Genomic DNA, 15,177 nt, shown 5'->3' on the forward strand with positions numbered 1-15,177 from the left:
TCGCTGAAGCGGGTGCTGGCGGGCTCTGGGATCACCCGGTGCTATCTAGAGCAAGCGGAGGGAAACCGGAATCCTAGTCGGACAGGAAGCTGTCGGCACGAGCGAGCGATACGAGGCGCAGGCCGTGTGCGGCGGCTTGCTCTGCCGCGAGGGTGGATGCGGCGGAGATCGTGACAAGCAGCGGGCAGCCAGCGAGGACCGCCTTCTGGACAAGTTCGAAACTGCAGCGGGCGGTGAGGACAATGAAGCCCTCTCCTGCCCGGAGATCGGCATGGGCCATCGCGCCGAGCAGCTTGTCGAGCGCGTTGTGGCGGCCGACATCCTCGCGCACCAGCCGCACCTCGCCATCGGGCGTGCAGAAGGCGGCGGCGTGTACGGCGCGGGTGGCGCGGCCAAGGGGCTGCAAATCCGGGAGCGCGGCGACGGCGCGGAAGATGGCGGCGTCCTCCACCTCGATTTGCGCAAGTACGGGGGGCAGCGGGCGCAGGACTTGTTCGAGGCTTTCGATCCCGCACAGGCCGCAGCTGCCTTCGGCCAGGCGCAGGCGGGCGCGTTCCATCAATGGAGCGGCATCATCGGCGGCCAGCTGGATCCGCAGCATCCAGCCACCTGCGGGGACTTCGCCGGCTTGGGAACTGAGGAGCTGTGCGGGGGCGGAGATGAGTTGTTCGGAAAGGCAGAAACCCAGCGCATAGTCGGCAAGGTCCGCCGGGGTCGCCATCATCACCGCATAGCCGAGACCGTTGATTTCGATCGCGATGGGGGCCTCGATGGCCAGCAGCCGCTGGTGCGCGGCGGGTGCGCGGCCATCGGCGAAGTGTTCGGCAAAGCTGCGGGGCTGGGCCGCCTCAGTCGGCATGCGCGGCGAGCCGCTCGAGCGCCGCACGCGCGACGGGATCGAGCGCGGCGCCTTCGGGGCCGCCCAGCGCGGCGAAGACATCATCCTTCATCCGGGGCGACCAGAACGCATGGACGTGATCGGCGATCATCGCCACCGGATCGGGCTCGTGCGTGACGTTCCGGGCGATCTGGTTCGCCATGTAGATCAGCTTCTCGAGAGTGTGCGCGCTCATTCGGCTGGCTCCATCGCGCCTTCATGGCCCTTGATGCGGCGCGAGCGGGCGGCCTGCGCCTCGTATTCCTCCTGCCAGTCCGTGGGCCCGTTGGACGGGGTCACCTGCACGGCCGTTACCTTGTATTCCGGGCAATTGGTCGCCCAGTCCGAATAATCGGTGGTGATCACGTTGGCCTGCGTCACGGGGTGGTGGAAGGTGGTATAGACCACGCCCGGCGCGACCCGATCGGTCACCGTCACGCGCAAGGTGGTTTCCCCGGCACGGCTGGCGAGGCGGACCCAATCGCCCGACTTGATGCCCCGGTTTTCCGCATCGGTCGGGTGGATTTCGAGCAGGTCTTCCGGATGCCACACGACATTAGCGGTGCGGCGGGTCTGCGCGCCGACGTTGTAGTGGCTGAGGATGCGGCCCGTGGTGAGCAGCAGCGGGAAGCGCGGGCCTGTGCGCTCGTCGGTCGGCACATAGTCCGTCACCACGAACTTGCCCTTGCCGCGCACAAAGCCATCGACGTGCATGATCGGCGAGCCATCGGGCGCGGCATGATTCACCGGCCACTGCAGCGAGCCTTCGGCATCGAGCCGCGCGAAGCTGACGCCCGCGAAGGTCGGCGTGAGGCGGGCGATCTCGTCCATGATCTCGCGCGGATGGGTGTAAGCCCAGTCCAGCCCCATCGCCTGCGCCATGAGCTGGGTGATCTGCCAGTCCTCGTAGCCGTTCTTGGGCTCCATCACCTTGCGCACCGGCTGGATGCGGCGCTCGGCATTGGTGAAGGTGCCGTTCTTTTCAAGGAACGTGGAGCCCGGCAGGAAGACGTGCGCGTAGTTGGCGGTCTCGTTGAGGAACAGGTCCTGCACGATCACGCATTCCATCGCGGCGAGGCCGGCGGCGACGTGCTTGGTATCGGGGTCGGACTGGAGGATGTCCTCGCCCTGGATGTAGATCGCCTTGAACAGGCCATCGGTCGCGGCATCGAGCATGTTGGGGATGCGCAGGCCGGGTTCGGGATCGATCCTGACGCCCCATTCCGCCTCGAACAGCGCGCGCGCGCCGGCATCCGAAACGTGGCGGTAGCCCGAGAGCTCGTGCGGGAAGCTGCCCATGTCGCAGGCGCCCTGCACGTTGTTCTGCCCGCGCAGCGGGTTCACGCCGACGCCGCGGCGGCCGATGTTGCCCGTCGCCATCGCGAGGTTGGCAATGGCCATGACGGTGGACGAGCCCTGGCTGTGCTCGGTGACGCCGAGGCCGTAGTAGATCGCGCCGTTGCCGCCGTTGGCGAATAGGCGCGCCGCACCGCGCAGGTCGGCGGCGGGAACACCGGTGACCGGCTCGAGGAATTCGGGGCTGTTGCGATCCAAGGACACGAAATCGGCCCAGTGGCGATATTCCTCCCAGTCGCAGCGTTCGCGCACGAAGGCTTCGTCGGCGAGGCCTTCGGTGACGATAACGTGCGCCAGCGCGGAGAGCACCGCGACATTGGTGCCCGGGCGCAGCGGCAAGTGATAGTCGGCCTCGATATGCGGGCTGCGAACCAGGTCGGTGCGGCGCGGATCGATGACGATCAGCTTCGCCCCCTTGCGCAGGCGGCGCTTCATGCGGCTGGCGAAGACCGGGTGGCCATCGGTCGGGTTCGCGCCGATCACGAGGATCACGTCGCTGTCCTCGACCGAATCGAAATCCTGCGTGCCGGCCGAAGTGCCGAAGGTGGTCTTGAGGCCATAGCCGGTGGGCGAGTGGCAGACGCGCGCGCACGTATCGACATTGTTGGTGCCGAACCCGGCGCGGACCAGCTTCTGGACGAGGAAGGTCTCCTCGTTGGTGCAGCGGCTGGAGGTGATGCCGCCCAGCGCGTTGCGGCCGTACTTCGCGGTGATGCGCTTCAGTTCGCTGGCGGTGTGGGCGATGGCCTCGTCCCAGCTTACTTCCTGCCAAGGCTCGTCGATCGAGGCGCGGATCATCGGGGAGAGAATGCGCTCCTGATGCTGGGCATAGCCCCAGGCGAAGCGGCCCTTGACGCAGGAGTGGCCGCGATTGGCCTTGCCGTCCTTCCACGGCACCATACGCACGACTTCCTCGCCGCGCGTCTCGGCGCGGAAAGTGCAGCCGACGCCGCAATAGGCGCAAGTGGTGACGGTGGCGCGCTCAGGCTTGCCGATTTCCTTGACCGCCTTCTCCTGCAGGGTCGCGGTCGGGCAGGCCTGCACGCAGGCGCCGCACGAGACGCATTCGGAACTGAGGAAGCTGTCGGACGAAAGGCCGGCACTCACCTTGCTGTCAAAACCCCGGCCCTCGATGGTGAGCGCGAGGGTGCCCTGCACTTCATCGCAGGCGCGCACGCAGCGCGAGCAGACGATGCACTTCGACGGGTCGAAATCGAAGTAGGGGTTCGAGACATCCATCGGCTGGGCGAGATTGTTCGCGCCCTCATAGCCATAACGCACGTCGCGCAGGCCCACGGCGGCGGCCTGATCCTGCAGTTCGCAGTCGTTGTTCGCGCTGCAGGTGAGGCAATCGAGCGGGTGGTCCGAGATGTAGAGTTCCATCACCCCGCGCCGCAGCTTCTCCAGCTTCTTCGTCTGGGTGTGGACCTTCATGCCTTCCGAAACCAGCGTGGTGCAGCTGGCCGGCGTGCCGCGCATCCCGTCGATCTCGACCAGGCAGAGGCGGCACGAGCCGAACTGCTTGACGCTGTCGGTCGCGCAGAGCTTGGGGATCGAGCCGCCCGAGACGGCAGCGGCGCGCATCACCGTGGTGCCGGCCGCGACGGAAACTTCGCGGCCATCGATATTCAGCGTGACCGTCGCGGCGCCACGGACTTCCGGCGTGCCGAAATCGGGCTGGGGGCGATAGGTTTCGCGTTCACTGTCCATCGAGGTGCTCCTGCGCGAGGGCGAGATCTTCGCGCGTGTTGATATTGGCGGCTTTGGCCGAAAGATTGACGGGCCTTGCGCCGATCATGGCGGCGAAAGCGCGCATCGAATGCTTGGCGTCGGTGGCGAGGAAGGCATCGAGCATGGGCGCGGCTGAGGCGGGCCAGAGGCCGATGACCGGCTGGTCGGCGGCGTAGGCAGGTGCGGGGGCAAGATCGGCGCGGCTATCGGGACCGAGGCCAGCGCAATCGACACCGCACGTGAGCACATCACTGTAGCCATGGCTCGCGGCGTGGTGGAGCGCGGCGTTGATGCCGCCGAGCGGGCCCATGCCGGGGCGCGGGCGATCGGGCACATCACCGCGGCCGACGACAATCACACCGTCGCACTGCGCTTCAAGCGCGGCGATGGCCCGCGCCAGCAGGCTGCGCCCGCCCAGCTCGGCCAGCGCCTTGTCGCTGCCGAAGCGGGTGGAATGGCCGCCGGCGAGGACCGCGCCGAGGATCACTCTGCCGCTTCCTGTTCAGGCGAGGCGATGCCGAAATCCTCCGGCCAGTGCTTGAGCGCGGAAAGCACTGGGTAGGGTGTGAAACCGCCTAGCGCGCAGAGGGAGCCGAACTTCATCGTCTCGCACAAGTCCTCAAGCAAGGTGACGTCTTCGGCCAGCGTGCGCGGGGCCTTGCGGGCATTGTGCATCTGGGGAAGCGTTTCGACCTTGTCTGCCTGACGGCCCGAGCGCGCGCGGATGCGGTCAATCAGTTCGACGCCGCGCGTACTGCCGATGCGGCAAGGGGTGCACTTGCCGCAGCTTTCGGCGGCGCAGAAGCTCATCGCGAAGCGGGCCTGCGCGCTCATGTCCGCCGTTTCATCGAACACCGTGAGGCCAGCATGACCGATCAGGCCATCGGCAGAAGAGAACGCCTCATAGTCGAACGGCAGGTGGAAATCGGCGGGCGGATGATAGGCGCCGAGCGGCCCGCCGACCTGCACCGCGCGGACCGGGCGGCCAGAGGCCGTGCCGCCGCCGATGTCGAACACGAGTTCTCCGAGCGTCACGCCGAAGCCGATCTCGAACAGGCCGCCATGCTTCACGTTGCCCGCCAGCTGGATCGGCATGGTGCCGCGCGAACGGCCGAAGCCGACTTCGGCATAAGCCGTGCCGCCGTTGGCAAGGATCCACGGGACCGCCGCCAGTGTCAGCACGTTGTTGACGACGGTGGGCTTGCCGAACAGGCCCTCAAGCGCCGGTAGCGGCGGCTTGGCGCGCACTTCGCCGCGCTTGCCCTCGAGGCTGTTGAGCAGAGAGGTTTCCTCACCGCAGACATAGGCCCCCGCGCCAACGCGGACTTCGACCTCGAACGGAGCGATGTGCGGCACGGAAAGCGCGATCGCGCTCTGCAGCTTGCCGATGGCGTGCGGGTATTCGCTGCGCACGTAGATATAGCCCTTGCCTGCACCCACCGCGTGGCCGGCAATCGCCATGCCTTCGATCAGCATGAAGGGATCGCCTTCCATGACCATGCGGTCTGCGAAAGTGGCGCTGTCGCCCTCGTCGGCGTTGCAGACGATGTACTTGATGGGGCCAGCCGCCTTGGCAACGGTGGTCCACTTGATGCCCGCCGGGAAGCCCGCGCCGCCGCGGCCGCGCAGGCCCGAGGCGGTGACTTCGGCGATGGTGGCTTCGGGGCCGAGTTCGCGCGCGCGCTTGAGGCCTGCCCAGCCGCCGGTCGCGGCGTAGTCATCAAGGCTGAGAGGCCGCGTCTTGCCGGCGCGGGCGAAAGTGAAGCGCTGCTGGCGGGCGATGAACGGGTGTTCGGCGATTGTGCCGATGGCCTTGGCGCTGGTGCCGGCGAGGACTTCGGCGACGTCCTCCGGGCTCAGCGGGCCGAAGCCCTGCCCGTCGATCTCGGCCAAAGGTTCAAGCCAGTGCATGCCCCAACTGGAGACGCGCTCTACCGTGCAGCCGGCCTTGGCGAAAGCGGCGGCAACCCCATCGGCACCGCAGGCGAGCGCTGCGGCATCGTCGGAAATCCGGACAGTGGTCATGCGAGGCTCTCCACCAGCGCACCGAGCCGGGCAGCGTCAAGGCGGCCGTAGACTTCATGGCCGACCATGGCGGCGGGGCCGACGCTGCACAGGCCGAGGCAGTAGACCGCCTCCACCTTCACGCGGGGGTTATCGGACAGCGCGGCGGCGAGCGCTTCCACCCCGCGCGCCTGGCAGCTTTCGGCGCGGCAGAGCTTGAGCACGGGGCGCGCCTCGGGCTCCTCGCGGAAATCGTGGTAGAAGCTGACGACGCCGTGAACTTCCGCGCGGGTGAGATTCAGCGCCTGCGCGATGTGGCGGACCGCATCCTCGGAAATGTAGCCATGGGCGGCCTGCACATCGTGCAGGATCGGCAGCAGCGCGCCATCCCGGCCGGCGTGGGCAGCGAGGATCTCATCAAGCTCTTGGCGGTCAGTCATGCGCCATTGCCTTGGGAAAACAAGGCGAAAGGTCAAATCGAAATGCGTGATGTTCGATAGAGAAAAGCTATCAAGCTGCTGGGCGCAACTCCAGCACGCGCGCCGCCGCCAATGCGGCGCGGGCCATCGGCCCCATCGGATCGCGGTTGACCACGACGAGCCCGACCCGCCGCGCATCCTCCGCCTCGTCGAACGGCACGAAGCGGGCCCATTCGACCCCGGCCATGAGACGCGCATAGCCATCGGGCACGATCGTGGCGAAAGCCCCCGAATGGACCATGGCGAAGAGCGCGAAGTGGCTGTCCGCCGTCGCGCGGGGCGAAACAGCAAGACCGCGTGCGGCAAGGCGTTCGTCGAGGATGCGGCGGTATTGCATGCCTTGGTGGAGCAGGCACAAGTCCACGGAGCAGGCCTCGTCCCACCCGATCGCGGCATGATCATCGAACCCCGTGCCGCGCGCCGCCAGGAACACGTAGCGCTCCGCATAAAGCGGCACGGCGAGGACATTGGCGGGCGGCTCGTGATCGAGGTAGGTCAGCCCGCCATCGACTTCGAAGGCATGGAGCCCGTGTTCGATCGCACGCGAGGTGGCCGAGCGCACGGCGAGCGTGATGCCCGGGTTCTGTGCGAGAAGGACTTCGCCGAACAGGCCGACCAGCGGCAAGGCGGCAGGGATCGCGGCGAGGCCGAACTCGCCCCTGAGCGGTTCGGCGGTTGCGGCCACCGCGCTCGCCATGCCGCTGACCGCGCCGAGGATCTGCTCGGCCCAGGGGAGCATCGCCTCCCCGTGCGGGGTCAGGCCGATGAAGCGCCGGTCACGCTCGACGAGGCGGCGGCCGAATTCGGCCTCGAGCGCGCCGAGCCCCGCCGAGAGCGTCGGCTGCGAAATGCCGCTGGCGGCCGCAGCCTTGGCGAAATGACGCTCGCGCGCGAGCGTGACGAAATAGCGCAAGTGGCGCAGCTGCATGACAGGCCCCGGTGATGAAAGGCGGAGCCTATCACCGCACCGGCCCCGCGGTCCAGCGGCGCGCGGTCAGTAGGGACGGGCGGCGCGTACCGAGCCGAGCACCAGCGAGAGCAGGAACGCGAGCAGCAGGCCCACCAGCAACCCTTCGAGCGCGAGCATGCCGAGATTGGGCGAGCTTGGAAGGTCCTCCGCCACGGGCCGCGCGATTACGGTGAGGTAGCGGCGCAGGCGGCTCGTCTCGCGCAGTGCCTGCTGATAGGCGTCGCGGGTCGCGGCGAGGTTGGTGTCGGCAAAGGTCTGCGCGTTCTTGAGCTGGGTGAAAGTCCGCAGGTGATTGGCCTGCGAATTCGAGCCCCCTGCCAGCCGCTCCCGCGCGGCCGCCAGCTGGCCTTCGAGCGCCTCGACCTGCATGCGCGCCGGGGCGAGCATGGGATGGTCGGGATTGCCGAAAGCGCGCACCTTGGCATAGCTGATCTTGGCGGCGCTGAGCTCGTTCTCGATCTGGCCGATCATCTGGAGCACCATGGTCGATTCCGCCTCCGGATCGACGTTGCGGTTGGCAGCGCGCCACGAAGCCACCGCATTGGCCGCCTCAACCGCCTGGTTTTCGGCCGAACGGAGCCGCGCTGTCTCGACATCGAGCGTGTTCTGCACGCCCTGCGCATCCATTTTCTGGACGAATTCCTCCGCCAGCACGACCAACGCCTCGGCAATCCTGCGCGAACCGTCGGGCGTGAAAGCGGCGACGTCGATCACGTTCTCCTGCTCGACGAGATTGAAGCGCACGGTCACGGCGCCGGAATAGGCCTTGTAGAGGGCTTCCTGCGAGGAAGCACCGCCGGGCTCGCCGCTTGATGACAGCAGCCGGGGCAGATCGACCCGCGTTGCGAGCTGCAGCATGCAATCGCGCGACTTGAGAAAGTCATTGACGGCAAAGCCGTCGACGAAGCCCGTACCCATGGCATTGGCGCCCGTCGTCAGCAGTCCGGTGCCACCAGTGGCGGGCCCTGCCGGGCTCGATCCGCGCACGGCAAAACGGGCCTCGGCCTCGTAGCGCGGGGCGATGATGAAGAGACCGAGCAGCAGCGCGGCCCCCACCGTCGCCGCGATCACAGCCAGATAGATCGCCTCGCGAATGCGGCGGGCGCGGCGGCTGGCGGCGCGCAGATCGCGCGCGACGGCGAGCGCGCGCGAGCCGGTCGGCTCGCCCCCGCCGTCCTGGCCGGGATAGCTTGCGGACTGCTCAGAAACCAAGATCGCCTCCATCTTCGGCAGGTGTGGCCCCGCTGCCAGTCGAATCCTCGCGCGAAGGGCGCACCGGGAAGCGCTCGATGCACGCTTCCAGATCATCGTTCACCGCAAACCGCCGGCCTTCATAGACCAGCGCCCTTGCGCAGTAATCCAGCAATTGCTTCTGCCGGAAAGACGAGAGGATCAGCGTTTTGCCGACCAGCCGTTCCTCGAACAGCGCCTGCCACAACCGGGTGAAGCGCGAGGGTTCGGACGGCATCGAACCGTCGATCACATAGATATCGAAATCGGGCACGAGCCCGAGCGCGAAAGTAAATTCGATCCGCGCGAACTGCGGCCAGTGCTCGAGTGGGCGCTCGATGAGATCGGGCCGCGAGACCAGCATGGTCACCAAGTCGGCAGTGGTCTCCGGATCGACATCGTGGACTGCGGAAACGAGGTTGATCACATCGAGCCCGGTGCCCTTGCCGCGCACGAAGCCCTGGCGACCGAGCGGCCAGGATACCGAGCCGCCATGAGCAACACGGCCGCCGCCGGGGCGGCGTACGCCTGCCAGCACGTCGATCAGCGGGCGGTGCCATTCCGGGGTCTGCGACATCAGCGCGTAGCGGCCGGGCGGCAGGTGGAAATCCTCGTGCTCGAGCAGCGGCACATACTCGCCGAAGAGCCGGGGTGCGTCGCTCACGTCATAGAGGTCGATCATCGCTGCCCGCCCCTCACATCGGCTGACTGCGCGCACGCACCGCGCGCTGCATCACCGCAGCGACCAGCACGAGCACACCGAGCCAGACAAGGAAATACTCGCCGTCAGCATCGAGCGAGACATAGCTTTCGAAGTAGGACGAGCGCAGCTTCTGCAGCGCGTGGGCGAACGGGCACCACAGCAGGTAGGGCCGGTATTGGTCGGGCAGCTGTTCCGAGACGAAGAACACCCCGGAAAAGAGCTGCAACCCGCGCTCGATCACCGGGGCAAAGCGCAGGAAATAGGGCCAGATCACTGCGATCGAACCGAAAATCACCCCCAATGCGGCCGCCGCGGCAGCCATCGCGCTGATCCACGCCGCGGGCTGGAGCACGTGCGCCGGGGTGGAGAAGAAGCCTGTGATCCAGCCGCCGGTGATCAGGACCGCGAAGACCCCGATATAGGTGAGGAAATGGATCATCCCCTGGGTCAGGCCGATCGTGGTCGCGGTGAACGGCCTGAGATTGAGCAGCGCGCGCTGCGCATAGAACGCCGTGCTGGTGCGGAAGATGATCTGGCGGAACATGATCCAGGTCGTCGCGCCCAGCATTGCAAAGGTCTGCACGTCCATATCGAGGATATGGTGCGTGCCGACGACGAGATAGAGCAGCGAAATCAGCGTGAGCAGAGCTGCCGGGCCGAGCAGCGTCCAGGCAAGTGCAACGCGGCTTTCGCCCATGAGCAGCCGCACCTCGTAGCGCAGCAGCGCCGCGATGGCGCGCGGGCCAGCGCCTTCCTCGGCGCGGCGCCGGGGCCCGCGGGTCGCATCGATCCGGTCGAGCGAAGCGCGCAGCAGCGCAATATCGCCTTCGTCCTCGGGCTCGAGCGCGACGGAATAGGCCTCGTCCGCGAGCACCGCCTGCCGCCTTGCAGCCTGCGTTTCCTGCGCCTCGCGCCGTTGCAGCAGGCGCTGGTAGCTCGTGGTGAGCGGATGCATCGCCTCTTCGATCGCGGCGGGGCGATAGCCAGGCGCACGCACGTCTACGCCTTCGCGCAAATCGGTTTCGACCATGCGCACCATCACGCGCAGTTGGCGTCGGCGCAATTCGGCGAGTTCGGGATTGATCCCGGCGGTTTCGCCGCCACGCTCAAGCCCCTGGGCCAGCGCATCGTAGATTGCGCGGCGATCGGCGTTGCTCTGGCTGGGCAGGCCGCGCAGACCGGTGACGAGCGCGGAAAGCAGCGCGCCGGTATCCTCGGGCGCGGCGGTGGCGAGCGTTTGCGCGCTCGCCGCGATCACGGCCAGCGAGGGCGGCAGATCGCCATGCGCTTCGCGCGCGGCCGCCTCGGCCTCGCGCCGCGCCCGCCAACGGGCAATGCGTTCCTCGTTGCTGCTCACGCCCGCAGTCTGCCGATTCCGTGATCGCTCATGGGGCGATCTGCGCCGCCGACCGCGCAGTGTTGAGCACGCCGCTGAACGCGCTCAGCACCTTGCTCGCCTGCGTGAAGGGCGCATTGGCAATGAGCACGGCATCGCCATCGTGCACCACAAAGCGGGCCGCGACCGCGATCTGCGCCGGATCGCGGAAGTCGAAATGGTAGACCGTGGGCGCTGTGGCGGTGAGCTCGTCGGGATTGCTCAGCCGCATGAGGTAGACGGCGCCGGGGCTGGCCGCATCGTCGTTGAGCCCGCGCGAATCGGCCACCGCGTCGATCAGGCTGTAGGTCCGCTTGGTGATCCGCACCCGGCCCTGCAGCCCCGCCGCGCCGAGCACGCTGACCGACGAAACGACATTGCGCACGATGACGACATCGCCGGGACGTAGCGCGATATCCTGCGCGGGCTGCTCGAAGACCTCGGAGAGGCGCAGCGAGGTGGACTTCACGCCGCGTCGCACGGTGACGACCGCTTGCTCGAGATTGGCCGGCGTGGGCGCGGCCTGGCTGAGCAGCGAGGTAAGCCGCCGCGTTTCGGGGCCAAGCGGGACCATGCCGGGCTTCGTCACATCGCCTTGCACCGAGACGAGCAGGCTGTGCCGGCCCGAGATCGCCACGGTAACATCCGAGCTCAGCACCACGCGCCGCAACCGGCGCAGCAGCGCGGCCCGCGCTTCGGCCGGCGTCAGACCGGCAACTGCGACGCTGCCGACATAAGGCACTTGCACTGCGCCGCCCGCCTCGACCGGCAGGCCGGCAAGGCGCGAGGCACCATCGGGCCCGGCAGGGAACATGCCGAGCCCATCGCGCTCGAAAATCGTCACGTCGAGCGTATCGCCCACGCCGATCAGATCGGTGTTGAACGGCGCAAGCGCTTGCCATTCGGGCGTGAAACCCACGCCGGGATCGGCCAATCGACTGGTGGCGGCGTCCTGCGCGGTCGCCTCGACGAGGCGGATCGCGCCAGAATCAGCCGAACGGGCAAATTCGGCCGCAGAGGGACCGCTGCGCGGCAGCATGCAGCCCGACAGCGCCAGACTGAGCCCAGCGGCGAGGGCGACGGCGGCGGTGGAACGATCTGGCCGGATGAAACGCACTGGTGTCCTTCCCGAGGCGGCCCCTACCCGCGAGGGCCAAGCGTGCCGTTTCGACACGGCGCCGCGCGTTCCCCTATAGGCAATACCGCAAGACCCCTGCAATGGCCGAGGCGGCTGCCTTGCCGGAATGTCACGCGGCATTCATCGTGGTGCCATAACCGCAAGGCTAAGGGTGGCTGCATCCCGAACCAATCCGCCCCAGGAGCGCGTCCATGGCCCGTCTGCTCTCGCTCTTTACCCCGCTGCGTGCCGCGCTGCTCAGCGCCTTGCTTGTTCTGCCGGCCTGCATGGCATCGAGCCAGCTTGCCGCGCAGACCGGCGGCGGGCTCGGCCCCGCAGCTGAGGATCAGGTCACTTTCGCGCAGATCACCGACAATCGTCCGCTTGATCTCAGCCAGACGGGCAGCGAGGTAGGCTTCATCTGGAGCGGCTGGGGCCCGCGCGGGCGCGGCGACCGGGCTACGCGCGGCAGCTTCTACTACCCCATGGACCGCGATCTCGACAAAACCCACACGATGGACTGGTACAAGGCCAACCATCCGGACTGGGCGGTCTACAAGTGCGACAAGACCTCGCCCGCGCCGATCTTCGTCTACGACTGGGGTTTCAACACCCCGCTCGATGTGACCAGTCCGGCGGTGCGCGACTATGTGATCAACGAGCACATCGCCCCTGCCATCGCGGAAGGCCGCCGGGTGATCGCGCTCGACAATGTCAGCCTCAACAACGATTCGAACCGCTGCGGCGTGTGGCGCGATGGCCAGTGGGTGCAGCTCTATTCGGGCGAGAAGCAGGACCCGAAGTATACCGAAGCGGTGTTCGATTATCTCGGCTGGCTATCACGCGAGATCCATGCGCGCGGCGGGATGCTGGCGCTAAACGCCAAGGTCAATTTCGTCTCGCCCGAACAGACGCAGCGCCTCGTCGCGCTGGGCGACGTATGGCTTGAGGAAGCGGCGTTCACTCGCAATTGCCAGAACCGCGTGACCGACGACTACTGGAACACCAAGTTCAAGCTGTCACGCTGGGCGGCCGAGCGCATGCCGTGGATCGACAGCGACAAGAGCTGCGCCAGCCCCGCCGCGCTGGACGCGGACGAAGCGCAGTGGATCGTGGGCAATTTCCTCCTCATGCGCGGAAGCCGGAGCTATCTCTCCGTGATCCACGACGGCGATGGCAAGGGGGTGATCAGCTATCCCGCCGCACTCAATCCGCCGGTCGGCAAACCGAGCGGCGAGCCCTTTGCCATCGAAGGTGGCGGTTGGGCGCGCAAATATGAACGCGGCCTCGTGGTGGTGAATCCCTCGTCGAAAGCTGGCCTGCGGTATGATTTGCCCGCAGGCGAGTGGACTGACGCGGGCGGACAGCCGGTGAGCGGCGAGCTAGCGCTGGCGCCGGCGAGCGCGCGGGTGCTGATCGCACGCTAGGCGTAGCCGAAGGCGGCGCGATAGGCGGCGCATGCGGCGGTAATCTCCGCGACGAGCTCAAGCTCTTCAGACTCCAGCCCGCGCGCGGCAAGGTCCGGCGCGCCCGCGCCGACCCCGCCGCCGTGGCGCTCGGCTTCAAAGGCGCGGCCGAGGTGATCCATATGGCGCGTCACGTCGCCTTCGCCCGGCCAGCCGACAAAGCGGGCAAGTGCTTCGCGCTGCGCGGGGGAGGCGACAAAGTCCTCGTAGCGCACCACCAGGGCAGGGGTGCCCTCGGCGATGAGCTTGGCGTGGAGCGCCATGATCAGTCCCGTCTCGCGCCGGCAGTAGTCTGCAACCCACTGCTCGTCGAAGCGGTGGCGATTGTTCTGCAGGCGGTGCTTTTCAAGGAAGCTGGCGGCAATCGCATCTATATCGCGCACTGTGATCACCACCGGGAGCGGGCCAAAGGCGGCGAGCACCTTGCGGTGCTCCTCCCCCAGCACTTCCTTCACCGCCCAACGCCGCCCTGCCAGACGCGGGGCGAACAGCCGGCGCAGGCGCGCTTGCCAATCGGCATCGGTCGTCGCCCATTCCTCCGCGCTTGCCGCAAGGCCGAGGTGGTCAAACTGGCGGTGCAGCATGGCCGGATTGGCCGCAGCGAAAAGGAACGGCTCGATCAGCACGATCTCGCCCGGAGGCCGGGTCAGCCAGTTGGAGATCATCGTGCTGCCTGACCGGCCGAGCGCGGCAATGAGGAAATCGGGGCGCGGGAGGTCGGCTTCGGCGGCGCTCATGCAACCGCCTCCGCCATCCAAGCCAGTTCGCGGGGGATGATGACCTCGTGGCCCGACTGCGCGCGCACCCGCGCGGCGGCCGCGGCAGACCGGGAGAGGAACAGCGCCGGGTCCTCCACCATGGCCGCGATCTCGCGCGCGAGCCCGGCCGCATCGTCCGGCCCCACCAGCCCCGCACAGGCCGTGTCGACAAATTCCGGCACGGCATAGACCGCGTTGGTTACAGGGACGAGCGCAGAGGCCATGGCCTCGTCGCGCGAGACGCCTTGCGTGTCGAGCCGCGTCGGCACGAGGAATACACCGTGCTCGCGGTGCAGCCGGGCGATCTCCTCCTGCCGCAGGAAACCGCGCTGGATGGTGACATTGGCGAGCAGGCGGAGCGGCGCCAGCGTCTCCTCGAACAGCGGCCCGTCGCCCACGAAAGTGAACCGCATCCGGTCAAACCACGGCTTGTCGCGCAGCGCCAGAACCGCGGCAACGGCCAGATCATTGCCATAGGAATGACTGTCGTGTGGGCGGATCGAGAGTACGGCAAAGCGATCGCAGGGCTGCTTCGGGTACGCCGCGAAAAGAGCGGTATCGATGGGATTGTAAAGGATCGCCGTCCGCGCGTCCTGCAGCAAGCCGCCAAGGTCGCCGCGCATCAGCTCGCGCGCATCGCGCGAGACGAAGGCAAGCCTGAGATTCGCCGGCCAGGCGCCGAGAACCTCTCGCCAGAACGCGATGCGCTTCTCTAGCAGACCGAACTGTCGGGCCCGCTCCGCCGGATCAGGCACCCAGCCAGCCTTGGCGCGCAGGAAGCCCGGAATTTCCGAACCATGCAACCATGCGCAGACAGGCAGCGCCGGATCGATCGCCGCGAAGGCCTGCCACAGCGTTTCGCTGGGACCATGAAACGCCGCAACGTCCGGGCGGAACCGGGTCAGGGCGCGGCCCAGCGCGGCCACATCGCCCGTCTCGCAGGTCACGCCTTCGAACACGTGCTCGCCCCCAGGCCTGGCGGGATCGAAGCGGAATACCGCCACCTCGTGCCCCAGCGCGCGATAGGCGAGCACACGGCGGTGGACGAAGGGATACTGGTAGAGATCGTCCGCGCTCGGATAGGAGCGCGTCAGCACGAAGATGCGCAAGC

14 protein-coding genes are annotated in these 15,177 nt (G+C 67.6%); 1 reads left to right on the forward strand and 13 read right to left on the reverse strand.

Features of this window, described 5'->3' with window-relative positions; all coding sequences use genetic code 11:
* Positions 1-73 precede the first annotated feature (73 nt).
* The 11 genes from fdhD to WCL10_RS03470 form a co-directional block, all read right to left on the reverse strand.
* Positions 74-859 carry a formate dehydrogenase accessory sulfurtransferase FdhD gene (fdhD, locus tag WCL10_RS03420; RefSeq protein WP_336894221.1) on the reverse strand — a complete coding sequence of 262 codons (786 nt, stop codon included), beginning with the start codon at positions 857-859 and terminating at the stop codon, positions 74-76.
* Positions 849-1,073 carry a formate dehydrogenase subunit delta gene (locus WCL10_RS03425; protein ID WP_336894222.1) on the reverse strand — a complete coding sequence of 75 codons (225 nt, stop codon included), beginning with the start codon at positions 1,071-1,073 and terminating at the stop codon, positions 849-851. Before WCL10_RS03425 ends, fdhD begins: the two co-directional genes overlap by 11 nt.
* On the reverse strand, positions 1,070-3,943 hold the full coding sequence (fdhF, locus tag WCL10_RS03430; protein WP_336894223.1) for a formate dehydrogenase subunit alpha: 2,874 nt from the start codon (positions 3,941-3,943) through the stop codon (positions 1,070-1,072). Before fdhF ends, WCL10_RS03425 begins: the two co-directional genes overlap by 4 nt.
* Positions 3,933-4,451: a molybdenum cofactor guanylyltransferase gene (locus tag WCL10_RS03435; RefSeq protein ID WP_336894224.1), complete on the reverse strand. Its 519-nt coding sequence runs from the start codon at positions 4,449-4,451 to the stop codon at positions 3,933-3,935. Before WCL10_RS03435 ends, fdhF begins: the two co-directional genes overlap by 11 nt.
* Entirely contained in the window at positions 4,448-5,989 is a 1,542-nt protein-coding gene (locus WCL10_RS03440; protein ID WP_336894225.1) for an NADH-ubiquinone oxidoreductase-F iron-sulfur binding region domain-containing protein, read from the reverse strand. Before WCL10_RS03440 ends, WCL10_RS03435 begins: the two co-directional genes overlap by 4 nt.
* Entirely contained in the window at positions 5,986-6,408 is a 423-nt protein-coding gene (locus WCL10_RS03445; RefSeq protein WP_336894226.1) for an NAD(P)H-dependent oxidoreductase subunit E, read from the reverse strand. Before WCL10_RS03445 ends, WCL10_RS03440 begins: the two co-directional genes overlap by 4 nt.
* Positions 6,409-6,478: 70 nt before the next feature.
* A complete protein-coding gene (locus tag WCL10_RS03450; protein WP_336894227.1) occupies positions 6,479-7,375 on the reverse strand; it encodes a LysR family transcriptional regulator in 897 nt (298 codons plus the stop codon).
* A gap of 66 nt (positions 7,376-7,441) precedes the next feature.
* Complete coding sequence (locus WCL10_RS03455; protein WP_336894228.1) at positions 7,442-8,629, reverse strand: hypothetical protein; 1,188 nt, start codon at positions 8,627-8,629, stop codon at positions 7,442-7,444.
* Positions 8,619-9,329: a hypothetical protein gene (locus WCL10_RS03460; protein ID WP_336894229.1), complete on the reverse strand. Its 711-nt coding sequence runs from the start codon at positions 9,327-9,329 to the stop codon at positions 8,619-8,621. The genes WCL10_RS03455 and WCL10_RS03460 overlap by 11 nt, the downstream gene beginning before the upstream one ends.
* 13 nt (positions 9,330-9,342) lie before the next feature.
* Entirely contained in the window at positions 9,343-10,707 is a 1,365-nt protein-coding gene (locus WCL10_RS03465; protein ID WP_336894230.1) for a hypothetical protein, read from the reverse strand.
* Between the two features lie 28 nt (positions 10,708-10,735).
* Positions 10,736-11,842 carry a polysaccharide biosynthesis/export family protein gene (locus WCL10_RS03470; RefSeq protein ID WP_336894231.1) on the reverse strand — a complete coding sequence of 369 codons (1,107 nt, stop codon included), beginning with the start codon at positions 11,840-11,842 and terminating at the stop codon, positions 10,736-10,738.
* Between the two features lie 212 nt (positions 11,843-12,054).
* Between WCL10_RS03470 and WCL10_RS03475 the strand changes: the two genes are divergently transcribed.
* Positions 12,055-13,269: a hypothetical protein gene (locus WCL10_RS03475; RefSeq protein WP_336894232.1), complete on the forward strand. Its 1,215-nt coding sequence runs from the start codon at positions 12,055-12,057 to the stop codon at positions 13,267-13,269.
* On the opposite strand, the gene WCL10_RS03480 is transcribed toward WCL10_RS03475, so the two are convergent.
* Entirely contained in the window at positions 13,266-14,045 is a 780-nt protein-coding gene (locus tag WCL10_RS03480; RefSeq protein ID WP_336894233.1) for a sulfotransferase, read from the reverse strand. The two genes, WCL10_RS03475 and WCL10_RS03480, sit on opposite strands and share 4 nt — an antisense overlap.
* A complete protein-coding gene (locus WCL10_RS03485) occupies positions 14,042-15,175 on the reverse strand; it encodes a glycosyltransferase family 4 protein (protein ID WP_336894234.1) in 1,134 nt (377 codons plus the stop codon). Before WCL10_RS03485 ends, WCL10_RS03480 begins: the two co-directional genes overlap by 4 nt.
* Between the last annotated feature and the right edge of the window lie 2 nt (positions 15,176-15,177).

Source organism: Novosphingobium sp., assembly GCF_037133355.1.
GTDB lineage: Bacteria > Pseudomonadota > Alphaproteobacteria > Sphingomonadales > Sphingomonadaceae > Novosphingobium.